24 protein-coding genes and 1 riboswitch are annotated in these 24,925 nt (G+C 60.8%); of the genes, 8 read left to right on the top strand and 16 right to left on the bottom strand.

Translation table 11 applies throughout. The features are described 5' to 3' along the window. Positions 1–34: 34 nt before the first annotated feature. The 11 genes from FW764_RS04225 to cobO form a co-directional block, all read right to left on the bottom strand. On the bottom strand, positions 35–439 hold the full coding sequence (locus FW764_RS04225; protein WP_446432888.1) for a MarR family winged helix-turn-helix transcriptional regulator: 405 nt from the start codon (positions 437–439) through the stop codon (positions 35–37). A 42-nt stretch (positions 440–481) separates the two neighbouring features. Beyond that, on the bottom strand, positions 482–1,210 hold the full coding sequence (locus FW764_RS04220) for an adenosylcobinamide-GDP ribazoletransferase (protein WP_446432887.1): 729 nt from the start codon (positions 1,208–1,210) through the stop codon (positions 482–484). Positions 1,211–1,212: 2 nt separating this feature from the next. Beyond that, complete coding sequence (gene cobC, locus FW764_RS04215) at positions 1,213–1,788, bottom strand: alpha-ribazole phosphatase family protein (protein ID WP_446432886.1); 576 nt, start codon at positions 1,786–1,788, stop codon at positions 1,213–1,215. Then, the gene (cobT, locus tag FW764_RS04210) at positions 1,785–2,840 is read right to left on the bottom strand and encodes a nicotinate-nucleotide--dimethylbenzimidazole phosphoribosyltransferase (protein ID WP_446432885.1); all 1,056 of its coding nucleotides are present in this window, start codon (positions 2,838–2,840) and stop codon (positions 1,785–1,787) included. The genes cobC and cobT overlap by 4 nt, the downstream gene beginning before the upstream one ends. Then, positions 2,837–3,358: a bifunctional adenosylcobinamide kinase/adenosylcobinamide-phosphate guanylyltransferase gene (gene cobU / locus FW764_RS04205; protein WP_446432884.1), complete on the bottom strand. Its 522-nt coding sequence runs from the start codon at positions 3,356–3,358 to the stop codon at positions 2,837–2,839. The genes cobT and cobU overlap by 4 nt, the downstream gene beginning before the upstream one ends. A gap of 160 nt (positions 3,359–3,518) precedes the next feature. Beyond that, on the bottom strand, positions 3,519–4,970 hold the full coding sequence (locus FW764_RS04200) for a cobyric acid synthase (RefSeq protein WP_446432883.1): 1,452 nt from the start codon (positions 4,968–4,970) through the stop codon (positions 3,519–3,521). Continuing rightward, positions 4,967–5,956: a threonine-phosphate decarboxylase CobD gene (cobD, locus tag FW764_RS04195; RefSeq protein WP_446432882.1), complete on the bottom strand. Its 990-nt coding sequence runs from the start codon at positions 5,954–5,956 to the stop codon at positions 4,967–4,969. The genes FW764_RS04200 and cobD overlap by 4 nt, the downstream gene beginning before the upstream one ends. Continuing rightward, positions 5,949–6,857 (bottom strand): adenosylcobinamide-phosphate synthase CbiB, encoded by a 909-nt coding sequence (gene cbiB, locus FW764_RS04190; protein ID WP_446432881.1) that lies wholly within the window; start codon positions 6,855–6,857, stop codon positions 5,949–5,951. The genes cobD and cbiB overlap by 8 nt, the downstream gene beginning before the upstream one ends. Further along, the gene (gene bluB, locus FW764_RS04185; RefSeq protein WP_446432880.1) at positions 6,854–7,504 is read right to left on the bottom strand and encodes a 5,6-dimethylbenzimidazole synthase; all 651 of its coding nucleotides are present in this window, start codon (positions 7,502–7,504) and stop codon (positions 6,854–6,856) included. The genes cbiB and bluB overlap by 4 nt, the downstream gene beginning before the upstream one ends. Then, complete coding sequence (locus FW764_RS04180; protein WP_446432879.1) at positions 7,501–8,907, bottom strand: cobyrinate a,c-diamide synthase; 1,407 nt, start codon at positions 8,905–8,907, stop codon at positions 7,501–7,503. The genes bluB and FW764_RS04180 overlap by 4 nt, the downstream gene beginning before the upstream one ends. Beyond that, complete coding sequence (cobO, locus tag FW764_RS04175; protein WP_446432878.1) at positions 8,904–9,515, bottom strand: cob(I)yrinic acid a,c-diamide adenosyltransferase; 612 nt, start codon at positions 9,513–9,515, stop codon at positions 8,904–8,906. The genes FW764_RS04180 and cobO overlap by 4 nt, the downstream gene beginning before the upstream one ends. An 80-nt stretch (positions 9,516–9,595) precedes the next feature. Continuing rightward, a riboswitch (cobalamin riboswitch) is annotated at positions 9,596–9,844 on the bottom strand. Between the two features lie 99 nt (positions 9,845–9,943). On the opposite strand from cobO, the gene FW764_RS04170 reads away from it, so the two are divergent. Beyond that, positions 9,944–11,257 carry a PQQ-dependent sugar dehydrogenase gene (locus tag FW764_RS04170; protein ID WP_446432877.1) on the top strand — a complete coding sequence of 438 codons (1,314 nt, stop codon included), beginning with the start codon at positions 9,944–9,946 and terminating at the stop codon, positions 11,255–11,257. A 125-nt stretch (positions 11,258–11,382) separates the two neighbouring features. On the opposite strand, the gene FW764_RS04165 is transcribed toward FW764_RS04170, so the two are convergent. The 5 genes from FW764_RS04165 to FW764_RS04145 form a co-directional block, all read right to left on the bottom strand. Continuing rightward, the gene (locus FW764_RS04165) at positions 11,383–11,922 is read right to left on the bottom strand and encodes a C40 family peptidase (RefSeq protein ID WP_446432876.1); all 540 of its coding nucleotides are present in this window, start codon (positions 11,920–11,922) and stop codon (positions 11,383–11,385) included. A gap of 145 nt (positions 11,923–12,067) precedes the next feature. Continuing rightward, a complete protein-coding gene (locus FW764_RS04160) occupies positions 12,068–12,697 on the bottom strand; it encodes a C40 family peptidase (protein WP_446432875.1) in 630 nt (209 codons plus the stop codon). 213 nt (positions 12,698–12,910) lie between these two features. Then, positions 12,911–13,615 carry a DnaA regulatory inactivator Hda gene (hda, locus tag FW764_RS04155; RefSeq protein ID WP_017134884.1) on the bottom strand — a complete coding sequence of 235 codons (705 nt, stop codon included), beginning with the start codon at positions 13,613–13,615 and terminating at the stop codon, positions 12,911–12,913. 204 nt (positions 13,616–13,819) lie between these two features. Continuing rightward, the gene (locus tag FW764_RS04150; protein ID WP_446432874.1) at positions 13,820–14,893 is read right to left on the bottom strand and encodes an AI-2E family transporter; all 1,074 of its coding nucleotides are present in this window, start codon (positions 14,891–14,893) and stop codon (positions 13,820–13,822) included. Between the two features lie 42 nt (positions 14,894–14,935). Beyond that, positions 14,936–15,976: a DUF2066 domain-containing protein gene (locus FW764_RS04145; protein WP_446432873.1), complete on the bottom strand. Its 1,041-nt coding sequence runs from the start codon at positions 15,974–15,976 to the stop codon at positions 14,936–14,938. Between the two features lie 354 nt (positions 15,977–16,330). Between FW764_RS04145 and purM the strand changes: the two genes are divergently transcribed. From purM to FW764_RS04110, 7 genes are all read left to right on the top strand, one after another. Continuing rightward, the gene (gene purM, locus FW764_RS04140) at positions 16,331–17,389 is read left to right on the top strand and encodes a phosphoribosylformylglycinamidine cyclo-ligase (protein ID WP_083357440.1); all 1,059 of its coding nucleotides are present in this window, start codon (positions 16,331–16,333) and stop codon (positions 17,387–17,389) included. Then, positions 17,389–18,039, top strand: coding sequence for a phosphoribosylglycinamide formyltransferase (gene purN / locus FW764_RS04135; protein WP_446432872.1), 651 nt, complete (start codon positions 17,389–17,391; stop codon positions 18,037–18,039). The genes purM and purN overlap by 1 nt, the downstream gene beginning before the upstream one ends. A gap of 8 nt (positions 18,040–18,047) precedes the next feature. Beyond that, complete coding sequence (locus tag FW764_RS04130) at positions 18,048–18,761, top strand: DUF3108 domain-containing protein (RefSeq protein ID WP_446432871.1); 714 nt, start codon at positions 18,048–18,050, stop codon at positions 18,759–18,761. A 332-nt stretch (positions 18,762–19,093) separates the two neighbouring features. Continuing rightward, entirely contained in the window at positions 19,094–19,282 is a 189-nt protein-coding gene (locus tag FW764_RS04125) for a hypothetical protein (protein ID WP_078738442.1), read from the top strand. 382 nt (positions 19,283–19,664) lie between these two features. Continuing rightward, positions 19,665–21,590 (top strand): IucA/IucC family protein, encoded by a 1,926-nt coding sequence (locus tag FW764_RS04120; protein WP_446432870.1) that lies wholly within the window; start codon positions 19,665–19,667, stop codon positions 21,588–21,590. After that, a complete protein-coding gene (locus FW764_RS04115) occupies positions 21,580–22,791 on the top strand; it encodes an MFS transporter (RefSeq protein ID WP_446432869.1) in 1,212 nt (403 codons plus the stop codon). Before FW764_RS04120 ends, FW764_RS04115 begins: the two co-directional genes overlap by 11 nt. A gap of 11 nt (positions 22,792–22,802) precedes the next feature. After that, positions 22,803–24,923, top strand: coding sequence for a TonB-dependent receptor (locus tag FW764_RS04110; protein WP_446432868.1), 2,121 nt, complete (start codon positions 22,803–22,805; stop codon positions 24,921–24,923). Positions 24,924–24,925 lie beyond the last annotated feature (2 nt).

Here is a 24,925-nt window from a genome sequence, read left to right as displayed (position 1 = left end):
GTATATACCCGCTTGTATTCGAACTAACTCCCGCTCAGGCGAGTTCGTCCAGCAAGGCCAACAAGGTTTCGCGCTTTTCGACGCCTAACTGATCAATCAATTTCTGCTGCGCGGCTTCCCAGGCCGGCAACGCAGCGGCCAGGCGCTCCGCGCCAGCTGCAGTCAACAACACCAAGCGATTACGCAAGTCATCACCCTCGACCAACTGCACCAGACCCTCGCCTTCCAATACGCGCAGGTTACGCCCAAGCGTACTGCGATCCAGGCCCATGGCTTCGGCCAGGCTGGAAATGCTTGGTTGATCAAGGCGCTGCAAGTTACACAGCAAAGAATACTGGGCGACGTTGATCCCGAAGCCGTCGAGAGCGCCGTCGTAATACCTGCTGACGCCACGCGCGGCACGTCGCAGGTTGGTGCATAAACATTGGGAGGCAAGCATGGAAGGTGTATATACCCGCGATTATGCAAATGCAAGTAAGTGTTACAGCGCCAAGCCGACCAACACCACGACTTCCAGCAACTCCAACAGCGCGCCGGCGGTATCTCCAGTGGTGCCGCCAAGGCGGTTGACCATCAGCTGGCGCAGGCCGACAAAGCACAGTGCAGCGAGTAAAACAGCAATACCACCACTGAAACCGCCGATCAGGAGGCAGGCCAGACCGCTGAGGATCAGCACCTGCTGGCCGACGATCCTCGGCAGATGATCCGACAACGCCTGCCCCAATCCACCTGCACGCACATAGCGCGTCGTGAGGAACAGCGCCAACATCGCAGCACGGCCGATCAGCGGCGCCAGGATCAGCGCCGCACTGTTGTGTTGCTCGATCAAGGCCACCAATGCGGCGAACTTAAGCAGCAACACCAAGCCCAGCGTGACCACCGCAATCGGCCCGCTGCGCGGGTCTTTCATGATGGTCAGCGTACGTTCGCGGTCGCCAAACCCACCGAGCCAAGCATCGGCGCTGTCCGCCAGGCCGTCCAGGTGCAGGCCACCACTGAGTAACACCCAGGCCGTCAACAACAGCGCTGCATGCAGCAATAATGGTGCGCCCATCAACGCCGTATTCAAGGCCCACAACAGCCCCCCAAACAACAACCCGACCACTGGGTAAAACAGCAACGAACGTCCCAATTCCTGGGGCTGCGGCATGCCCGGCAAACGAATGGGCAGGCTGCTGAGAAATTGCAGGGCGATCCAGAACGGCAGCATCGTCAGATTCCTTCCTTCAACACACCATCGGCCACCACCTGCAGACTGAACAGCCCGGCGTGGCCGACTTCGACATTCAGCAACTGTTCGCGCGGCAAGCCCCGCGCCTGCGCCAGCAGCAGGCGCATGACGCCACCGTGGCTGATCAACAACACACGCTCACCGGCATACGCCCGATGCAGGCGTGAGACGGCGCCGAGAACACGATCGGAAAAGTCGCTGACGCGCTCGCCCTCTGGCGGTGTGAAACGGTAGGGGTCAGCCCAGAACAGGCCCAAGCCTTCGGCGTCGGTCTCCATCAGCGCTGCTGCGCTTTGCCCTTCCCAGGCGCCGAAGTGCAGCTCCTGCAGGTCCTTTTCCAGACTCACCGGCAGATTGAGCCGCGCGCTCAACTCATGAGCGAACTGCGCACAACGTTGCAGCGGCGAACTGATCAACCGATCCCATGGCCCCTGCTCCGCCACGGCGGCGCGCATTTGCTCCCAGCCCTTGGCGGTCAATGCGTCGTCCAGGCTACCGCGCAGGCCACCGCCCAGCTCGGTTTCACCGTGGCGCAGCAGGTCCAAGTGCAAGGTCATGTCGGGCGGTCTGCCACGGCGGCTTCGGCGAAGGTCGCCATCTGCCCGTGCAAAGCACACGCCAGACGCAGCAGTGGCACCGCCAGCGCGGCACCGCTGCCCTCACCCAGGCGCAGGCCCAATTCCAGCAACGGTTGCGCCTCAAGGCTTTGCAGCACATGCCGATGACCCGGCTCAGCCCCGCGATGGCCGAACACCAGCCACTCACGGCACGGCGGATTCAGACGGGCGGCAACCAACGCCGCGACCGTGCAGATGAACCCATCTACCAGCACTACGATGCCTTCCTGGGCGCAGGCCAAGTAGGCGCCAACCAGCGCAGCAATTTCAAAACCGCCGAGGTTGAACAGGGTCTGCAACGCGTCGCCACGCTGCCCGGCATGCAACGCCAATGCGCGCTCAATGACGGCCACCTTGTGACTGACACCCTGAGCATTTAAACCGGTGCCCGGACCTGTCAGGTCGCTGACCTGGCAATCGAGCAGCGCGCAGGCCAAGGCACTGGCGGCGGTGGTATTGCCAATGCCCATCTCACCGCCGATATACAGCTGAGCGCCGCTTGCCAAGGCACGGCGTGCACTGTCGCGGCCGGCTTGCAGGGCCAATCGCCCCTGAGCCGCAGTCATCGCCGGGCCGTTGACGAAATTGGCTGTTCCCGCACCGATGTTCAGGTGACGCACACCCGGCAGATTCAGTGACGGCGTTACCGTACCGAGGTCGACGACCTCCAACTGCGCATTCAACTGGCGCGCCAACACACTGATGGCCGCGCCCCCGCTGACAAAGTTGTGCAGCATTTGCCCGGTTACTTCCTGGGGAAACGCCGAAACACCTTCCGCAACCACGCCGTGGTCACCGGCGAAAATGGCGATCCACACGTGGTCCACCAACGGCTTGACCTGGCCCTGCAAGCCGGCCAACTGCACCGCGACGACCTCCAACTGGCCGAGAGAGCCCGCCGGCTTGGTCAGTTGCTGCTGGCGAGCCAGCGCGTGTTCGTACGCCACAGCGTCAACGGCCTTGCAGGGGTTGAGCCACCAGATGTCAGTCATAACGCAGTACCTTTCAAAGTCAGGGGCAGGCCGGCGACCGTCAGGACAACACGCTGACAGCGCTCGGCCAAGGCTTGATGCAGCCAACCGGCTTCATCCACATAGCGGCGAGTCAATTCGCCCAGCGGCACGACACCCATTCCGGTTTCGTTGCTGACAAAAATGATTTCACCTGGCAGCGAGGCCAGGGTTTCCAGTAATTGATCACGCTCGAACGCCAAGCGCGCCGGGTCTTCGAGCATCAGCAGATTGGTCAGCCACAGGGTCAGGCAATCCACCAGGAGGCAGCGCTCGGCTGCGGCGTTTTCACGCAGTACTCGAGCGAGTTCGACGGGTTCTTCGATCAAGCCCCAGTGATCGGGGCGACGCTGGCGATGCAGCGCGACGCGCTGGTTCATTTCGCCGTCCAGCGGCTGGCTGGTGGCGATATAGGTGACAGGCAAGCCGCTCTCACGGGCGAGCTTTTCGGCGAGACGGCTCTTGCCGGATCGGGCACCGCCGAGGATCAACTGATACATGGGAGGGCACCTTTGTCGGCCAGCCGATAATCTGAAGTGGGCACTGTCGAATGTGAGAGCGGGCTTGCTCGCGAATGCGCAGTGTCAGTCGGCTCATTTGCAACTGACCCACCGCATGCGCGAGCAAGCCAGCTCCCACCTGAAGTCCATGTGTACACCGTCAAATCCCGCACAGCTTGCGCAATAAGTCGGTATCCAGATGATTCGCCACCAAGTCCGCCAACCGCTCAATATCACGCTCGCGCAAAGCGTGGTAATCCACGTCCTCCACAGACGCCAAACCAGCCCAGCGCAATAACGCGCTGCAAGCGGCCGGCGTCTCGAACAACCCATGCAGATAGGTACCTAGAATCTGCCCGTCTTCACTCTGCGCACCATCACTACGGCCATCATCCAACTGCACAGCAGCACGCGACAAGGCAGTGCCCGAGGTCACCCCCGCATGGATCTCATAGCCACTGACCTCAGCATCCTCCAGCAACAACCGCCCACGCACATTGCGCAACTGCTTCTCTTCCTCCAGCGTCGTACTGAACGCCAACAACCCTAGCCCGTCACTGGAGCCGGCCAGCCCTTCCAATCCCAGCGGGTCATGCAATTGCTCGCCGAGCATCTGCAACCCGCCGCAAATCCCCAGCACCTTGCCGCCATAACGTAAGTGCCGCGCCACGGCCGTGTCCCAACCATTGGCACGCAAATACGCCAAATCGCTGCGTACACTTTTCGAGCCCGGCAGGATAATCAAGTCAGCCGCCGGAATTGGCTGGCCCGCACCGATAAACTGTAAATCCACCTGAGGATGCAGGCGCAACGGATCAAAATCCGTGTGGTTGCTGATACGCGGCAACACCGGCACCACCACCTTGAGTACCTGCGCGGCCTTGTCGATCTGGCGTTGGTCGATGCCGTCCTCGGCCTCCAGATGCAGGTCCATCACGTAAGGCAGCACACCCACCACCGGCTTGCCGGTGCGCGCTTCCAGCCAATCCAGCCCTGGCTGCAACAGCGCAATATCGCCGCGAAAGCGGTTGATGATGAAGCCCTTGACGCGTGCCTGCTCAGTCGGCGACAGCAATTCCAGGGTGCCGACCAGATGCGCGAACACGCCGCCGCGATTGATATCGGCGATCAACAGTACCGGACAATCCACGGCTTCGGCGAAGCCCATATTGGCGATGTCATTGGCACGCAGGTTGATCTCCGCCGGGGAGCCTGCACCCTCCACCATCACCACCGCGTAAGCGTCGCTTAACCGCGCGTGGGAGGCCAGCACCGCCTGCATTGCTATCGCTTTGTAGTCGTGATAGGCCACAGCGTTCATGCTGGTCACCGCACGGCCGTGGATGATCACCTGGGAACCCGTGTCACTGTTGGGCTTGAGCAGCACCGGATTCATGTCGGTGTGTGGCGCCAGGTTGGCGGCCTGGGCCTGCACTGCCTGGGCGCGGCCGATCTCGCCGCCTTCGGCGGTGACGGCGCTGTTGAGTGCCATGTTCTGGGGCTTGAACGGCGCCACGGCCACACCCTGGCGTACCAGCCAGCGGCACAGCGCGGTCACCAGGGTGCTTTTACCGGCGTCGGAGGTGGTGCCTTGCACCATCAGCGTACTCATGCAACGTCCTTATATGCGGCCAAGGCCTGGTCAAGTCGCAACCAATGCGCCTCAGTTTCAGGCAGACCGAAACGCAGGCTGCTGTCGTGGACGAACAGGCGCAACAAGATGCCGCGCTGAGCCATGAACGCGTGTAGGCGTTCGGCGTGGGGCGTAATCAGCCACTGGAACAACGCGCAGCCACCGTGGGGTTGGAACCCGTGGCGCTCAAGCAGTGCAAACAAGCGCTGGCCGGCTTCGATGCAGCGCCTGCGCTGCTGGGCATGCCCGGCCGTGTCACGCAGGCACACTTGGCCAAGCACCCGCGTCGGCCCACTGACCGCCCAAGGGCCGAGCTGTTCGGCCAGCAACTTAAGCAGCTTGCGTTCGGCCAGCACGAAACCCAAGCGCACACCGGCCAGGCCGAAGAATTTGCCGAATGAGCGCAGCACAATCAGGCCGACTTGGTGGGTCTGGCTGGCCAGGCTGAACTGCGGGGTTACGTCCATAAACGCTTCGTCCACCACCAGCCAGCCGCCGCGCTGGGCCAACCGCGAGTGCCATTCCAGCAGGCGCTGGGGCGGCAGGCTCAGGCCGGTGGGGTTATTGGGGTTGACCACCACCAGCACGTCGAGGCCGTCGAGAAAGAAGTCGACTTCCTGCTCCTGCACTTCGCGCACCACGTAACCGGCGCGGCGCCAGGCTTCGGCATGCTCGGCATAACACGGCGACAGCACGCCGACCTTGCCGGAGCGACGCAGGCGCGGCAGCAGTTGGATCGCGGCCTGCGAACCCGCCACCGGCAACACTTGGGCGGCGCCGTAATACTCGCAGGCGGCTCTTTCCAAGCCGTCATCGGTTTCCGGCAATCGCGCCCAGGCCCGCAACGGGATCTCAGGGATTGGCCAAGGCCAGGGCGCCAGACCACTGGACAGGTCGAGCCAGTCAGCCTCGGCAATCCCGTACTGAATCACTGCCTTACGCAGCCGCCCGCCATGCTCAAGCATAGAATTGCGCCCCCGCGCAGAGGATCAACAACCACAACCAGACGCCGCGCTGCACCAGTTGCCAGCCGCGGTCGATGGAATCGGCGTCAGCCGCCGGGCCTTCGCCCAGTTGCGGGCGCTGGTGCAGCTCGCCGTGATAGATCGCCGCGCCGCCCAGTTCAACCCCCAGTGCACCTGCCCCGGCCGCCATTACGGGACCGGCATTGGGGCTGTCCCAGGTCGGGCCCTGACTGCGCCAGCATTTGAGCGCCAAACGGGTTTTGCCGAGCACGGCGTAGGTCAACGCCACTAGACGTGCAGGAATATAGTTGAGCACATCGTCGATCTTCGCTGCCGCCCAGCCGAAACGCTCAAAGCGCTCGTTGCGGTAGCCCCACATCGCATCGAGGGTGTTGCTCAGGCGGTAAAGCACCACGCCCGGCACACCGGCAACGACAAACCAGAACAGCGCGGCGAACACCGCGTCACTGCCGTTTTCCAGGACCGACTCGGTAGCGGCGCGCGCGACTTCGGTGCTGTCCAGTTCGCTGGTCTGGCGGCTGACCAGGTAACTCACGCGTTTGCGCGCTTCATCCAGGTCATCACTGCGCAAAGCCTGGGCAACCGGGATCACATGCTCGCCGAGGCTGCGCATGCCCAGCGCCAAGTACAGCGCCACTATCTCCAGGACCCAGCCGATATACGGCGCCCACGACAACGCGGTGGCCAGCACGGTCAACGGCACCACCGCGACAAACCACGCGGTCACGCCGTGGCTGCGCCAACCGCGGCCACCGCTGTTGAAACGCTGCTCAATGCGCCCGGCGAAGTTACCGAACGCCACCAGCGGATGCCAGCGCTTGGGCTCACCCAGCAGCGCATCCAGCGCCACGGCAGCGACACACAGCAAGGCCACACTCATTGACTCACTCCCCAGACATTCTCATACAACATGTCACTCAGTGGCCGTGGTTCGGTCCAGCCTTCAAGCTGCAACATCGGTGCCGGGTAGAACTCGGCGACCGGGCCCAGGCATAACACCGCCAGGGGTTTGGCGCCAGGCGGCAAGCCGAGCAGATCGGCCAAGGCTTGCGGCTCGAACAACGAGACCCAACCCATCCCAAGGCCTTCGACACGAGCGGCCAGCCACAGATTCTGGATCGCGCAGGACAGCGACGCCATGTCCATTTCTGGCAAGGTACGGCGGCCAAAGATATGGCGTTCGCGATCATCCATGAGGGCTGCCACCAGTACCTCGGCGCAGTCGTGGATGCCTTCGACCTTGAGCCTCATGAATGCGTCGGAGCGTTGGCCCAATGCTTCGGCGGTGCGCAGGCGTTCTTCCTCTACCAGCAGTTGAATCTGCCCGCGCAACGAGCGGTCGCTGATGCGGATAAACCGCCAGGGCTGCATCAAGCCGACGCTGGGCGCCTGGTGCGCGGCCTGGAGCAGGCGGTGCAACAGCTCAGGGGCCACGCTACCGCCGGTGAAGTGGCGCATGTCTCGGCGTTCGGCGATGGCGCGGTAGACGGCGTCGCGGTCAGCTTTGGGGAAGGCGTTGTCAGTCATGACCCTATCGCGGGCAAGCCCGCTCCCCCATTAGATTGCGTTTCAACTCGGTCAATTGTGGAGGCTGGCTTGTCGGGTCGCCCCATCGCTGCGATAGCGATCTTCAGGTCTGGCGCAAACAGTGCAGCCACCGCAGCCGGATTGGAGGGAAAGTAAAAATGTACGTAGGAAGCCGTCATGCGCCCCTGCCGGTAAACCGCCTCGGCGCCGCGCCCACCGTTGGGGCTAAGCCCGCGGGCAATCGGCTGCCATTCGGTGCTGGTCAGGGAATGGTGATAGGTGTGACCGCGCAGCACGCCTTCGGGCAACTCAACGCTTTGCAGGGCCAGGGCCGCGAGTTTCTTTTGCATCACCGCATCACCCTGCAGCAGGCCGACCAGTTCTGCACGGGTGCCCTCGACATCGGTCAGCGAGTTCAGCAGGTAGAGCATGCCGCCACACTCGGCGAGCAACGGTTTACCCGCCGTGTGATGCGCGCGGATGGCGTCCAGCATCGGGGTATTTTCCGACAGCGCCTGGTGGTGCAACTCCGGGTAACCGCCGGGCAAATAGAGGCTGTCGGCATCAGGCATTTCGCGATCGTGAATCGGCGAAAAAAAGTGCAGTTCAGCGCCCATCGCGCGCAGCAGGTCGAGGCTGGCGCCATAGGTAAAAGCAAAGGCTTCGTCACGGGCCACGGCGATGCGCACACCGGCCAGCAACGGTTCGGCCTCGACCACTTCGGGCGCGGCGAAGGTCACCGGTGGCGGCAAGGCGACTTCGCAACTGCTGCCCAGGGCTTGGGCTGCGGCGTCCAGGCGCACGTCGAGGTCATTCAACTCGCTGGCTTGCACCAGGCCCAAGTGACGGCTAGGCAGTTCGATCCCGGTTTCACGCGATAATGCGCCATACCAACGCAGGCCTTCGGTGAGGCTGCCTTCGAGCAATTGCGCATGACGCAGGGTGCCGACGCGGTTGGCCAGCACGCCGGCGAACGGCAGGTCCGGCTGATAACGCGCCAGGCCCAAGGCCAGCGCCCCAAAGGTCTGGGCCATGGCGGTGCCGTCGATCACCCCGAGCACCGGCACGCCAAAGTGCCGCGCCAAGTCAGCGCTGGAGGGCGTGCCGTCGAACAGGCCCATCACGCCTTCAATCAGGATCAGGTCAGCCTCGCCCGCCGCCTCCCACAGCAAACGGCGACTTTCCTGCTCGCCGACCATCCACATGTCTAACTGATACACCGGCGCACCGCTGGCGCGCTCGTGAATCATCGGGTCGAGAAAGTCCGGCCCGCATTTGAACACGCGCACCTTGCGCCCCAGGTTACGGTGCAAACGGGCGAGCGCAGCGGTGACGGTGGTTTTGCCTTGGCCGGACGCCGGTGCGGCGATCAGGACGGCCGGGCAATGACGGGGCTGATTCAAAGTTCGACGCCCTTCTGTGCCTTGATACCGGCCTGGAACGCATGCTTGAGCATGCCCATTTCGGTAACGGTGTCGCCCATTTCGATCAACTCAGGCTTGGCGCCACGGCCGGTGACCACCACGTGCTGCATCGGCGGGCGGGCTTGCAGGTCGCTGAGTACCTGGTCCAGGTCAAGGTAGCCGTGCTTAAGGGCGATGTTCAGCTCATCCAGGACCACAAGGCCAATGGACGGGTCTTGCAGAAGCTCGCGCGAAACCGCCCAGGCGGCTTCGGCGGCGGCGATGTCGCGCTGGCGGTCCTGGGTTTCCCAGGTGAAACCTTCGCCCATCACATGGAAGCGCACTTGCTCGGGGAAACGGCGGAAGAATAATTCTTCGCCGGTGCTGTTACGCCCCTTGATGAACTGCACCACACCGCACGCCATGCCGTGGCCCATGGCGCGGGCGAGCATGCCAAACGCCGAGCTGCTTTTACCTTTGCCGTTGCCGGTAAGCACCAGCAGCAGCCCGCATTCGTTCGGGGAGTTGGCGATGCGCTCATCGATCACGGCTTTTTTGCGCAGCATACGCGCCAGATGGCGTTCGTCGCGGTCGGGGGAATCGGTCATGACAGCTCTCCGTTGGGGCTGGACAAAAAACGGCGGGCAGGAAAATAGACAAACAGACAGCCAAGCATCGCCCACCGTGATGCTGTTGGATGATCCAGGCCGGTCTCCGGACTCATGAGTGGCGCATTCGTTATAGAAGCAGGCCAACGGCGCGCCTTCCCATATCGCCAGCGATACAGTGGCAAAAAGCACCGTCTTGACTCATTTACCGTTGCGGGGGCAGCGCCGGAATCGCGGCAGCACTGTGTACAAGTGCGCTCACTCACCGGCTTCCCTGTTTCACTCTGTCGACCCACAGGTCACAGAGCACCTGGAACAAGCCGCGAAGGTTAGTGGGTTGGGGGTGGAGCGTCAATTAAAGCTGGCCTTGTACTGGAACGATCGGACCGACAAGCATCTCTACCCTTACAGGTATTAAGGAGAAAACCATGCACAAAACCAGACTCGCCCTGCTCATCATGCTGGCAGGCACCCTCGCCGCCTGCGGTGAAAGCTCTACCCTGAAGGTCTCCGACGGCACCGGGCCCTCGCCTAAGCTGCCTGAGCCGAATAAAACCCTGATCCCCACCGTGAACATCGCCCCGGCGATTGGCTGGCCAGAGGGCGCAACCCCCACAGCCGCCGTCGGCACCCAAGTCACGGCGTTTGCCGAAGGGCTGGACCACCCGCGCTGGCTGTATGTGTTGCCTAACGGTGATGTGCTGGTGACCGAAACCAATGCGCCACCCAAGCCGGACGACTCCGAAGGCATACGCGGTTGGGTCATGGAGAAAGTCATGGGCCGCGCCGGTGCTGGCGTGCCGAGCCCGAACCGCATCACCCTGCTGCGCGATGCCGACCACGACGGCATCGCTGAAACGCGCACGGTGTTCCTGGAGAACCTCAACTCGCCGTTCGGCATGACCCTGGTCGGCAACGACTTGTATGTCGCCGACTCCGACAAGCTGTTGCGCTTTCCTTATCAGCCGGGCGAAACCGCAATCAAGGCCGCTGGCACCAAAGTGGTCGATTTGCCCGGCGGCAGCATTAACCACCACTGGACGAAAAACGTGGTGGCCAGCAAAGACGGCAACAAGCTGTATGTGAGTGTCGGTTCCAACAGCAACGTCGGCGAAAACGGCCTGGCGGCGGAAGAAGGACGCGCGGCAATATGGGAAGTCGACCGCACCACCGGCCAGCATCGCATCTTCGCCTCAGGCCTGCGCAACCCCAACGGCATGGCGTGGGAGCCGCAGAGCGGCAAGCTGTGGACGGCAGTTAACGAGCGCGACGAGATCGGCAGCGACCTGGTGCCGGATTACATCACGTCGGTCAAGGATGGCGCGTTTTATGGCTGGCCGTTCAGCTACTACGGCCAGCATGTGGATGTGCGCGTCACGCCGCAGAATCTGGATCTGGTCGCCAAGGCCATCGCACCAGACTATGCCGTGGGTCCGCACACTGCTTCTCTGGGCCTGACCTTCGCCGAAGGCAGCAAGCTCCCGGCGCCGTTCAGCAACGGCGCGTTTATTGGTCAGCATGGTTCGTGGAATCGCAAGCCGCACAGTGGTTACAAAGTGATCTTCGTGCCGTTCGAGGGTGGCCAGCCCAAAGGGCAGCCGGTGGATGTACTGACCGGGTTCCTCAGTAAAGATGAGAAAGCCATGGGCCGGCCGGTGGGCGTGGTGATTGACCAGCAGGGAGATTTGCTGGTGGCGGATGATGTGGGGAATAAGGTATGGCGGGTTTCAGCAGCTAAATAACCCACCGCATAACTCAATGTGGGAGGGGGCTTGCTGCCGATAGCGGTGTATCCGTCAGCCTAGCTGGCGACTTACACCCTGCCATCGAGAGCACGCCCCCTTCCACATTTTGATCGTTGTGCGACTCAGGGATTACGCGCCAGATTCCCCGGCAATACACGCTTGGCACTCAAGTAGGCATTCTGCCAATACGCTTTGGACAGCGTGTCGAGCTTCACCGTGCCGCCGGTCTGCGGTGCATGCACGAAGCGGCCTTCGCCCACGTAGATACCGGCGTGGCTCACCTGCGAACCGCCACCGGTGGCGAAGAAGATCAGGTCACCGGTCTGAAGGTTGTTTTCACTGACGTCTTGGGCACGCATCACGATCAACTCGCGAGTGGTGCGCGGCAGGCTGATGCCGGCAGCGTCACGGTACACAAAACCTATCAAGCCGCTGCAATCAAACCCGGAGGCTGGTGTATTACCGCCCCAACGATAAGGCGTTCCGACCAGACCCAGCGCACGAAAGAGCACATCTTCGGCCGCAGGCGAGAAACTTTGGCTGGAGTAATTGAACACCGGCTTAGGCTTGACGGCTACAGGAGCCGGTGGCGGTGGGCGGCTTGCGCAGGCGCTGAGAAGCGCGGCGCAAACAAGCAGAATGAGGCGGGCTGAGGTCGACATGGGCAGAACAATCCTGGTCTGGATGCGGCTTTTCGCTGCCGAAGGCTGAAAACCAGAACGCGCAAGCAAAGCTCGCGCGAACGGATTACAACAATGTCCAGGGATTCTAGCGCTTACACGTCAAACTTCAAGTATCACTTTAAGTTTACTTGCTAGCGGTAACCGTAGTCGGGGCCATCGCAAGTGCGCGCTTGGCTTCGATGAAGGTTTTGCTCCAGTAGCTGTCACCCAGGTTATCGACTCGAACACCGCCACTGCGACGGCTGCTGGAGTGGATAAACTGGTTATCGCCCAAGTAGATACCGGCGTGGCTCACACGACCACGGCCAGCAGTACTAAAGAAAAGCAGATCACCGGGCTTGAGGTTGTTACGTGCGACCAACGGTGCATCAACCTTGATCATTTCGCGGGTCGAACGCGGCAAATTCATGCCGGCCTCTTCGCGAAACAGGTAGCCGATGAAACCGCTGCAGTCGAAACCGGCTTCAGAGGTACCGCCGAAACGGTAACGGGTACCGATCAGGGACATGCCGCGTTCGAGGATGCTGTCGGCCAGAACTGGAAGCTGGTACGGCTTGCTGCCGGAGAAGTCGGCCAGTTCTTTCTCTGTTGCAACTTCTTCCTCATAGACAGTGGAAGACTGTGCTGCAACGAATTTTGCCTGCGACTGTCGTGCTGGTTTTTGCTGCTCAGCCACGTTTTGAGTGTGGGTGGCGCAACCAAACAACAGGGTAACGAGTGCGAGAGGCACGAGGGGTGCGAAGCGATTTAGCATGGGCACGACCGTGGCTGATATGTAAAGAAGCCGAGACTATGCCCACTATCACATCGATTTGCAAATTCAATCGTGACCTATGTGACTTCTTGCTTGAGCGCTGACATCTAAGCCCTTGACCCCCAACACACGCCTTTTGCGTGGCCAAAGCGGCCCAAACGCGGGTTTTCTGGCGCCTGAAATTTGCCGAAAGCCCCGAAATACAAGGCTCGGCTACCAGCCGAGGGTTTCCTTGAGGAAAGGGATGGTCAGCTTGCGCTGAGCCTGCAAAGAGGCCTGATCGAGCTGTTCAAGCAAATCGAACAACGCGCTCATGCTGCGGGTGCCACGGGTGAGAATAAAGTGCCCAACTTCGTCAGTGAGGTGCAGGCCGCGACGGGATGCACGCAATTGCAGCGCGCGCAATTTGTCCTCGTCGGACAATGGCCGCATCTGGAAGATCAGCGCCAGGGTCAGGCGCGACTTGAGGTCCGCCAACTTCACCGGCAGTTCACGCGGCGAGGTTGAGGCGGCGATCAACAGGCGCCGGCCACTGTCGCGCAAGCGGTTGAACAGGTGAAACAGCGCCTCTTCCCAATCCGCCTTGCCGGCAATCGCCTGGAGGTCGTCCAGGCATACCAGCTCGTATTGCTCAAGATGGTCGAAGATGCCGATGCCACGGTCCATCAATTCGGCCAGCGGCAGGTAAACCGCCGGCTCACCCATCTGTTCAAAGCGCAAGCACGCCGCCTGCAAGAGGTGAGTACGCCCCACGCCATGCTTGCCCCACAGATAGATCAGGCTTTCAGTCCACCCGGCGTCGGCTTCGCAGAGCCGCTCGACATAGCCGAGTGCAGCGGCATTGGCGCCTGGGTAGTAATTGATGAAGGTGGCGTCGTCACGCAGACGCACACCCAAGGGCAGCTGAATCGGTTTCATGCTGACTGAACGGCTCCAAACGAACCGCTAGTGGCCTCTGTGTAAAGTTTGCAAAGTTTATACCCGTGACGCCGGGCGCACAATGCAGCAGACCACAAGCAAAATCAAAGGTTTGCGTTAACCTGGGTCGATTTGCGCAAATTGTTTGACGCCCCGCCTGCAGAAACAACAAACCCGGCCTGGGCCGGGTTTGTGACGAAGCGGTTACAGGTCGGGGTCTTCAACCCCGGTATACACATCCGAATCCTTGTACAGATCATGCACATGGCGCACCAACACCATGATCACTGCCGCCACCGGCAGCGCCAGCAGAATGCCCGTAAAGCCAAACAGCTCACCGCCCGCCAGGATCGCAAAGATCACTGCTACCGGGTGCAGGCCGATCCTGTCCCCTACCAGCAACGGCGTCAGCACCATACCCTCAAGGGCCTGGCCGACCATAAATACCGCAACAATACCCAGCATTGGGTATAGGTCGCCGCCAAACTGGAACAGACCGGCCACCAACGCTGCGCCAATACCGATCACAAAGCCCATGTACGGAACGATTGCGGCCAAACCGGCGATCAAGCCGATCAACAAGCCCAATTCCAGGCCAATCGCCATCAACCCGGCGGCATAGATAACCCCCAAGGCCAGCATCACCAGCAACTGACCGCGAACAAATGCACCGAGCACCTCATGGCACTCTCCCGCCAGAGAGACGATGCGCTCTTCGCTGTTGCGCGGCAGCAGGCTACGGATCTTGGCCATCATGATGTCCCAGTCACGCAGCAGGTAGAACCCCACCACCGGGATCAGCACCAAGTTGGTCAACCAACCAATCAACGCCAAACTGGAGGCCGTGGCCCGGCTAAGCACGACACCGACGATATCGGTGGTCTGGCCCATATGCTCGCTGATCGCAGCCTTGACCTTGTCGAACTTCCAGAAACCGTCCGCCAGCCCCAACTTGGCCTGGGCCCACGGCATTGCCGTGTGCTGCAGCCAGTCGAGCATCTGCGGCGCCAGCTCATATAAACGGAACAGCTGCTTGACCAGCATCGGCACCAACACCAATACCAGTGCGGTGATGATCAACGTGAACAGGGCGAACACCGCCACCACACCCAAGGTTCGCGATAGGCCAGCTTTCTCCAGGCGATCCACCACTGGATCGAACAGATAAGCCAACAGCAACGCAACCAGGAACGGCGTCAGTATCGAATGCAGCAAGAACACAAAAACGCACAGCAGGACAATCCCGCCAAGCCACACCCAACGACGCGTATCCGCCATAAACCACTCCATTGTTTGCTTCTATCTATATAGGAAGAATATTTACCAACGAAAACGCAACTGCGCCTGGGGCTCGGGCGCGGCGGCCGGCGGTGTACCGCCCACCACCGACGGCTGGACAGGCGCCTCACCGGCCGGCACTTCTTGCAACTTGGCCAGGCCCAACTGCGTACGCAACTGATCGGGACTGCCATTAACGCGATACACAATGCGAGTGCCATCGACCAACTGTGGCTGGCCACCAAAAGGCTCGAGCAGATGGCCCAGGGCAGCGTAGCGCTCCAGGTTCATGCCTTGCACTTCGAGCAACTGCTCGCTGCTTACACCCGGTTTAACGGCAAAACGTGGCGCCAGCTTTTGGCTAACAGCAAGCAATACCGCATCTGCCACAGCCGCGGTGTCGACACCCTGGACGGTGCCCTGCTCGCTTTTGTCGCCCAACCACAGGCGCCATTTGGCCTGCCATTGATTACCCTCCTGGCGGGCGTGTACGGCGAGCAGCGCATCGGCGCCATAGCGCTCGGAGGCGGCGCGCAGTGGCGTGGCGTCGGCGCTTTCAAGATTAGGCGCAGTGGCGACGACTTGCTCATCCAAGTCCCCCAGCGGCAGGCGCAACGGCAAACCACGGTGTTGCGCCGCACGGCGCAGGGTGCCGGCAATCGCCTGGCCATCCCCGACCAGGCTGCTGCCTTCGGTGGAATCGTTCAGCCACCAACCGAGAATCGATGGCCGATTGCTGCCCCAGATCGGCAGACCCGCCTCACGCAAGGCGCGATCAGTGCTCACCGGATCGAAATCAACTTGCAGGCTTTCCGGCGGGCCGGCGTCGTAGCCGTACTGGCTGATGATTTGTCGCGGGTCTTTGCGAATCGCCGCCAGGCCCGGGCCATCAGCGGCCTTGGCGTCGCCGGTCAGGCGAATCACCAGGGTTTGCACGGCGCGCTGGGTGGCTTGGTCGCGCTCTTGGGGCGATTGGCTGCTGACCGGTTCGAGTACTTGATAAAGGCCATTGAGGGTTTCGGCATGACTCGCCAGGCTGACCAACGACAAGCAGCCTACAAATAATAATTTACACAGACGCATGGAAGATTCCCGAACGACAAATTTAGCGGCTGGAACAGACCGCGTGAACTCGCATGGCATGGCTGTGACCACAGCAGCCGGTAAAACATTCACGGGTCTCGGCAAGTTTTTGTACTGTCATAACGATAGCGGGTTAAAGGCTATACCTTAATACGCACCAAGGCAGACCCGAATAGCATTTTTTTAACCGGCTTTTTTAACCGATATGGCCCTGCCCGTCGGCCCGAGGATGGCCGCTGCCCCTCAAGCCTGATAAAATCGCGCGCCTTCGCAGACCGTCAACGGCTGGGCCTCTTCACGAAAGCCTTCGCCAGCTCGGTCGTTACCCAGAAATCCCCCCTAAAGGCCTGGATCATGAGCAAGCAACCCTCCCTGAGCTACAAGGACGCCGGTGTAGACATCGACGCCGGTGAAGCATTGGTCGAACGCATCAAGAGCGTCGCCAAGCGCACTGCGCGCCCCGAAGTCATGGGCGGCCTGGGCGGTTTTGGCGCCCTCTGCGAAATCCCGGCCGGCTACAAACAGCCTGTGCTGGTTTCCGGCACCGACGGCGTGGGCACCAAGCTGCGCCTGGCCTTGAACCTGAACAAGCACGACAGCATCGGCATCGACCTGGTTGCCATGTGCGTCAACGACCTGGTGGTCTGCGGTGCCGAGCCGCTGTTCTTCCTCGACTACTACGCCACCGGCAAACTCAACGTCGAGACCGCAACCCAAGTTGTGACCGGTATCGGTGCGGGCTGCGAACTGTCGGGTTGCTCCCTGGTCGGCGGCGAAACCGCTGAAATGCCAGGCATGTACGAAGGCGAAGACTACGACCTGGCCGGCTTTTGCGTGGGTGTTGTAGAAAAATCCGAAATTATCGACGGCTCCAAAGTGGCTGCCGGTGACGCCCTGCTCGCCCTGCCATCCTCCGGCCCGCACTCCAACGGCTACTCGCTGATCCGCAAGATCATCGAAGTGTCCGGTGCCGACATCGAGAACACCCAGCTCGACGGCAAGCCACTGACCGACTTGCTGATGGCCCCGACCCGCATCTACGTCAAACCGCTGCTCAAACTGATCAAGGACACTGGCGCCGTCAAAGCCATGGCCCACATCACTGGCGGCGGTCTGCTGGACAACATCCCGCGCGTACTGCCAAAAGGCGCCCAGGCAATTGTCGACGTGGCCAGCTGGCAGCGCCCGGCAGTCTTCGACTGGCTGCAAGAGAAAGGCAACGTCAACGAAACCGAAATGCACCGCGTGCTGAACTGCGGCGTGGGCATGGTGATCTGCGTGGCGCAAGAGCACGTTGAAAGCGCGTTGAACGTCCTGCGTGAAGCGGGCGAGCAGCCTTGGGTCATCGGCCAGATCGCCACCGCTGCCGAAGGCGCGGCTCAGGTTGAACTGAAGAACCTCAAGGCTCATTGATGTCTCAGACCTGTGATGTCGTGGTGCTGCTCTCCGGCACCGGCAGTAACTTGCAGGCCTTGATCGACAGCACGCGCATCGGCGACAGCCCGGTGCGCATCGCTGCAGTGATCTCCAACCGCAGCGACGCCTACGGCCTGCAACGCGCCAGGGACGCGGGTATCGCTACCCGCTCCCTGGATCACAAGGCTTTCGAAGGCCGTGAAGCCTTCGATAGCGCCTTGATCGAACTGATCGACGCCTTCAATCCCAAACTGGTGGTTCTTGCCGGCTTCATGCGCATCCTCAGCGCTGACTTCGTGCGGCACTACGAAGGGCGCCTGCTCAATATCCACCCTTCCCTACTGCCCAAGTACAAAGGCATGCATACGCATCAACGCGCCCTCGACGCCGGTGACAGCGAGCATGGCTGCAGCGTGCACTTTGTGACCGAGGAACTCGATGGCGGGCCTCTGGTCGTACAGGCAGTGGTTCCGGTAGAGTCTGCAGACTCGGCGCAGACGCTTGCGCAACGGGTTCACACCCAAGAACACAGGATTTACCCGCTGGCTGTTCGCTGGTTTGCCGAGGGGCGATTGATTCTTGGTGAACACGGTGCATTATTGGACGGTCAGTTACTTGCGGCCAGCGGCCACTTGATTCGAACCTAGGAGATTTTATGCGTCGCGCCTTGCTCTTCGCTTTTGCGCTGTTCGCCTTGCCTGCCGTGCAGGCAGCAGACCTTCACCCGTTCTCCGCGAGCTACACCGCCGACTGGAAACAGTTGCCAATGAGTGGTTCGGCTGAACGCAGCCTGACCAAGAATGGCGACGGCACATGGACCTTGAATTTCAAGGCCTCCATGATGATCGCCAGCCTCACCGAAACCAGCGTGATCAGTTTCGACAAGGACGCTCTGCAACCGAAGGCCTACACCTTCGAGCGCGGCGGCCTGGGCAAGGCGAGGAAGATCAACCTGGATTTCGACCAGGCCACCAATAAGGTCACCGGCTTCGAAAACAAGGACCCGGTCAACGTTACCCTTGAAAGCGGCATGCTCGACAAGTCGACCTACCAGCTTGCCCTGCAGCGTGACGTTGCCGCCGGCAAGAAAAGCATGAGCTACCGCGTGGTTGAAGGCACTGACGTCGATACCTACGACTTCCGTGTCATCGGCCCGGAAAAGGTTCAGACCAAAGCAGGCACCATTGACGCAATCAAGGTCGAGCGCGTGCGCGACCCGTCGCAGAGCAAGCGCATCACCCAGATGTGGTTTGCCAAGGACTGGGGCGGCATCCTGGTTGCCCTGCGTCAGGTGGAAACCGACGGTAAGGAATACAACATCATGCTGCTGGACGGCACCGTTGACGGCAAGGCTGTCAAAGGTAGCTGATGGGCTGATGGGCTGAAAAAGTAGCCTCGCTGAATGCGGGGCTTTTTTTCGCCTGCAGGTTTTGGGGGAGGACGTCCTACCGCTATCGCAGGCTTGCTCGCGAAGGCGGCGTTGGAATCAACACAAGGTAAACACCACCTCAAACATGAAACTTTTGTCATAAAACTCAGGTGCATACGACGCAATGTCACGGTTTACGGGGCCTGTAGCAATATTGCGTTTTATGCAATGAATTGTTGCACGCAAAACCGGTTTACTTAGCAAGCTAACAAAACATATAAAAGAGGCCTGCGACGACTTGCCGCAGATCAACCAGAGATTGGAGCAAGCAGATGACTGTAAAAGTAACTGAACGCGACGATGCACACATGTCTCATGAAGCACTGGGCCATGGGATTCACATCTGGGATGTCCATCAACAAGACCAACTGGTCGGCATGTTCCACAACGAGAACGAAGCCCACAATTATAAAAACGAGCTCGAAACTCTTGAGATGAAACGCCAGGCACAAAGCTCCTGAAACACTGATATCACGTAGACGCCCGGCCCCACGTAGCCGGGCCGCCTCCACAAAAAAACCGCTCAATGTGCGGTTTTTTTGCGTTTTAGAAGCCGCTATATTCCTCGGCACCTGTGCAATCTCACAGAAGCAGACACAACTTACAAAGTCCCAGTCCGGGTACTACACGCCATTCCAAGCCCCCTGAACTAGCCTGTTCCAGACGCCTCCAGGCCATCTCACAGCCCATCCCTGGCCGCCGTATTTGCTGGCAATTCACGCCCTCCGACCGCTCGAATAAACGGTTGCGAAAAAAGCGTAACAAAAAATAGACATTTGGTAATAATTCTCGATACCATTCGCGCGCCATTCACCCAGGACCACGGATAAGGAATTCGACTTGATGCAGGGCCACAACAGCACGCCAGAAAAATTACTGCTTAAGCGCTGGGGTGAAGCACTTGCCACGTCGCAATTCCTCGCCAATCACATCAGCCTTGATGCACTGATCAACACGCTGGCGCCCGCCGCCGAACGCAGCTTCCAACGTCTGATCCAGGCACTGTTTCGTGAAGGCCTGCTGGCCCCCAACACGCGCACCTATGACGAACGCGGCCACTGCTGGCTGGCACTGCCTGAGCAAACCCGCCTGCGCTTCGATCACCTGCGCCCCGGCCGTATGGGCAGCTGGGACCTGCGTGGCCGGGTCACACTGATACGTAATGACCAGACCGAGCAGAAGATTCAATTCCCGTCGCAATTACTGACGCTGCTTAACAACAGCCTTGAATCACCGGCCGACCTGAGTGTTTTGCGCCGTCTTAACACCGAAATCGATGACAGCTTTGTCAACGACACGCTATGCCTCGCTTTTCACGAGCAGTGGACACTCAAGCTGCACGCAGCAATGGACCCGGCCCATCAGCACAATCTGCTCAGCCACCTCAAGAACGATGCGAGCGTGACTAACGCTACGTCCGTGCTTGAACAATGGGGCACGCTGGGCCACCCATGGCACCCTAACTACAAAACCAAGCTGGGCTTGGCTACCGAGCAAGTGATCGATTTCTCACCGGAGTTTGAAGCACGCTTCCCGGTGTTCCTTTGCGCGCTCCACCGTCAATATGCGCATGTCGAAGTATTGGCCGATACCGCAGATTACTGGCAGTGGTGGCAACAGCACTTTCCACAGGCAGCCCGGCAGTTGACCGCAGCGCTCGCAGCGCAAGGGCTTGAGGCGACTGACTACCTGCCGCTGCCTGCTCACCCTTGGCAGGCACGCCAGGAGCTAGCGCAACTGTTCGCCAACGAAATCGGCGACAAGCTGCTGGTCCTGACCGATATCGTCGCGTTTACCGCCCACCCGACCATGTCGTTCAGGACCGTGCTGCCTGAAGGCAGCTGCGACGCGCCGATGGTCAAACTCCCGGTCTCACTACGGCTGACCAGCGTGCAACGAACTGTTTCACCACGCTCGGCGCGCATGGGCCCGCGGATCAGCCATTTGCTGCTGACGATCCTTGAGCGCGAGCCCGCAATTCGGCGACTCCTCAGCATCGTACCCGAGCGGATTGGCGTGCATTTCAAACCCCAACCGGCCAATGATGAGCACTCCCGCCACCTCGCCGTTCTCTACCGCGACAACCCGCAGAGCCTGCTCCAACCGGGCGAAATGGCGGTACCGGTGGGCAGCCTGTTTGCCATCGACCAGCACGGCCAGCCGCTGCTGAGGCAGTGGGTACGCCTGAGTAAAGGCCTGGACGACGCCGATGCCATGCTTGCGTTCTTTCACGACTATGCCGCGATCGCCGTACCGGCACTGTTGGGCATGTACCTGCGCTATGGCGTTGCCTTCGAGGCGCACCAGCAGAACTCGTTCATGGTCATGGCCGCAGACGGCCAATTGAACCGCCTGTTGTTGCGTGACTTCGGTGATATTCGAATCGACCGCAAGACCTTGCACGCCCACGGTTTGGATATCGAACTGCACGACCCCAAGATGACGCTGTACGACGACGCGAGCTTTGTACGTGACAAGCTGCTGCACACGGTATTCATGTGCCACCTGGGCGAACTGGTATTGCTCAGTGCCCGCCACTTCGACATCCCCCAGGCGTTGCTTTGGGATGAACTGTCGGCCCAGGTCAGCCAGTGTTTCGACGACTTGCGCAGCCAGGTCGAACCCCAGCGTTGGGCAACCGAGCGCGAGGCGCTGCTGGAGCAGGACTGGCCCGCCAAGTCGTTCATGCGCATGCGCCTGCTGGAAAGCCATGCCGACATCGTCGGGCGGCTGCCCAACCCGCTGAGTGCCGCCGCCAATGGCAGCTAACCACACCGCGCTGCGGCTGCTGGTGGTGATTCAACTGGTGTCGATGGGGGCCATGGAAATGAGCGGCCCCTTCTGGCCGTTGCAGATCCAGAAGTTGCTTGGCGTGGCCAACGCCCAGTACACCGGCCTGCTGTCTTCGCTGGTGTACGCCGGGCCGATGATGGCGGCGATGTTCCTGACGCCAATATGGGGGCGCCTGGGTGACCGTACCGGCCACAAGCCGATGATCATTCGGGCGCTGCTGGCGCTGGCGGTGTGCCAGGCGTTGGCCGCTATCACCTTCGACCCGTGGCTGCTGGTGGCGATCAGGGTGGCGCAAGGCGCGTTGGCCGGCTTTATCGCAGCGGCCCAAGCCTACGCACTGGCCTACTGTGGTGATGGCGGACGCGGGCAGATTCTGGCGCGACTGCAATCGGCAACCGCAGTGGGATCACTGGCTGGGCCGGTGTTGGGCGGCTGGCTGATGGATATCTCGGGCTTCGCACTGCTGTGCTACAGCGCCACCGCCGTCTGCCTGGTCTGTGCGGTGATCAGCGTGTTCCTGCCCAGCGATGCGCCGCGCTCGCGGCCAACGCGCACGTCCGCACCCGCCGCACTGCCCAAAGGCTGGCTCGGCGCAATGCTGGGGATCATCGTATTGATTCAGGCTGCCAAGATGATGCCTCAGCCGTTTTACGCCCTCTACGTCGCCGACGTTTTACAGGCACCCGCATGGCTAATCGGCGCCAGCTATGCCGCCAGCGCACTCACGCTGGCACTGTCCGCCCCGCTTTGGGGGCGGCTGTTTGACCGACATCAACCCGCACACACACTGCGCATTATCGAATGGATCACGTGGTCCTGCGCCTTGACGCTAGCCTTCACGGCGATGGCCAACGAATGGCTGGGCTTCCTCGCCAGCCGGTTGCTGTGGGGCGTATGGCAAGGCGCGTTGCTGCCCGTCGCGTACACGTTGATCGCCAATACGGTTGCGCCCAGCCAGCAGGGTTTTGCCCTCGGCATGGGCAATAGCGCCGCAAAAGCCGGCGCGCTGTGTGGCGCCTTGATGGGCGGCATCGGCATGGCAATGGTGGGCCTGGCGCACAGCTTCTGGCTGGTGGCACTCACGTATGCCTTGGCCGCCGTGGGTATCCGCGCCATCCGCTCGTTCACCCGAACACCCGAGACATCCGGTTTTTCTGTCAATACTTCTAATAACTGAAAGGCAAGGTCATGAACAAATCGCAACTGGCAGTCCTGCTGCCCCTGCTCGGATCCATGAGCGGCCCAGCCTGGGCCGATCAGGCTGAAGAAACCCAGGCAGCGCCCACCAACCTGCAACTGCAGGCGACCGTGGTCTCGGCCACGCGCAATGAAACCAGCATTGCGGGGATTCCAGGCTCTGTGCAGGTCATCAGCGAAGACCAGATCCGCCAGCAGGCAGGCGCGGGACGCCGGGTTGCGGATATCCTCGGGCAATTGGTGCCGGGTATTGCGCCGTCCAGTGGTGGCATGAGCAACTTCGGCCAGACGCTTCGCGGGCGCAACACGCTGATCCTGATCGATGGCGTGTCCCAGAACGCCACGCGCGACAACTTCCGCCAGCTCAACAGCGTGGCACCAGAAAGCATCGAGCGCATTGAAGTGATTTCCGGCGCCAGCAGTGTCTACGGTGCAGGTGCGTCAGGCGGCATCATCAACATCATCACCAAGCGCAACAAAGGTGAAGACCTGGCCTTCAGCAGCAAAATCGGCATGACCGCCGGCAACAACCTCAGCCACAAAGGTTTCTCCTACGAAGCATTCCAGAGCGCAACGGGCCGTCAGGGCCCGGTGGACTGGTATCTTTCGGGTAACTACGTACAACGCAACGATCAGTTCGACGGCAACGCAAAGCGCATTCCCCAGGACACGTCCCAGGGCAGCAACATGGACACCGACACCTATGACCTGCAAGGTCGCTTCGGCTACGAGCTGGATGACGACAAGAAGATCAGCCTGTCGCTGCAAGACTACAAGGACGAGCAAGACACCCGTTACACCAAGAACCCACGCATCACCGACACCGCCGTCGCGGTCAAAGGCCTGGACCTGGACGACCAACCCTTCACCCACAACCAGGCGATCAACCTTAACTACGCCGACAACAATTTCTACGGCCAAGGCTTGCAGGTCGAAAGTTACTGGCGGCGTGCCGACGCGTTGTTCTTCCCGGACCTGTCGCGTGGTCGCGCCGGGGTATCCGACAACAACAGCGTGCAGGATGTCTACGGCCTGCGCGCGGCGATCGATACGCAAATGCCGGACATTGGGTCGGCCACCGGCAACCTGGTCTGGGGCGCTGATTACGACCATGAAACCTCACGCCAGCGCGGCGACCAGTACCGCGTCAACGGCCTGAGCTACACCAAGACCGGCACCACATTCGAACTCGGCCCCGACATCGCAACCAGCACCAAAGCCATCTTTGGGCAGCTGTCCTACGACATCAATGACTGGACCTTGCGCGGTGGCGTACGCCGCGAGTGGATCGAAAGCGAGGTTTCCGACAGCATCGCTTATGGCGAAATCGTCCAGACCGGCAATCGCGCGATACTGCCGGGTGGCACACTCAAATACGATGACACCCTCTATAACCTCGGCGCGGTGTATCACCTGAGCGAAAACCAGGATGTGTTCGTCAACTTCAGCCAGGGCTTTTCCCTGCCGGATATCCAGCGCTTCCTGCGTGACGTGAACAGCAAGTACGACATTCAAAACCTGAATGCCCAGGCGCTGAAGGTCGACAGCTACGAGCTGGGCTGGCGTGGCAATTGGGACAAGTGGCTGGCCAACGTCACGGCGTATGAAAACACCTCGGACGTCACCCAGTTCTATGACGCCAATGACCGGGTACTGCGCCTGATCAATCAGAAAGAGCGTGTGCGCGGCATTGAAACCAGCCTGACGTACAACTTCACCGATCAATGGTCGGTAGGCGGTACTTACGCGTACGCCAAAGGCGAGACCCAGCAGAACGGCAAATGGATCGACCTGCCGGCCACACGCATCTCTCCGGCCAAGACCACCGCCTTTGTCGGCTACGACCGTGGCGACTACAGCCTGCGCCTGCAAAGTATGCGCCTGGCCGACTATGACGCCGCGTTCAAAGACAACAATGGCCGCGCCATCAAAGGCTATACGCTGACCGACCTATTGGGTTCGGTGAGATTGCCGGTAGGTCGCCTCGAAGGTGCGGTGTACAACCTCACTAACCGCAACTACCAAAACATGTTCGCCCAGGCCAACGCGCGTGCACCGTACCCGAATGCCCAAGGTCGTACCTTCAGCCTGAGTTACGCAGTGGATTGGTGATC

This window comes from Pseudomonas sp. 1152_12 (genome assembly GCF_052850675.1).
The sequence above is the reverse complement of the archived record's forward strand: the minus strand, read 5'-3'. Positions and strand labels throughout refer to the sequence as shown.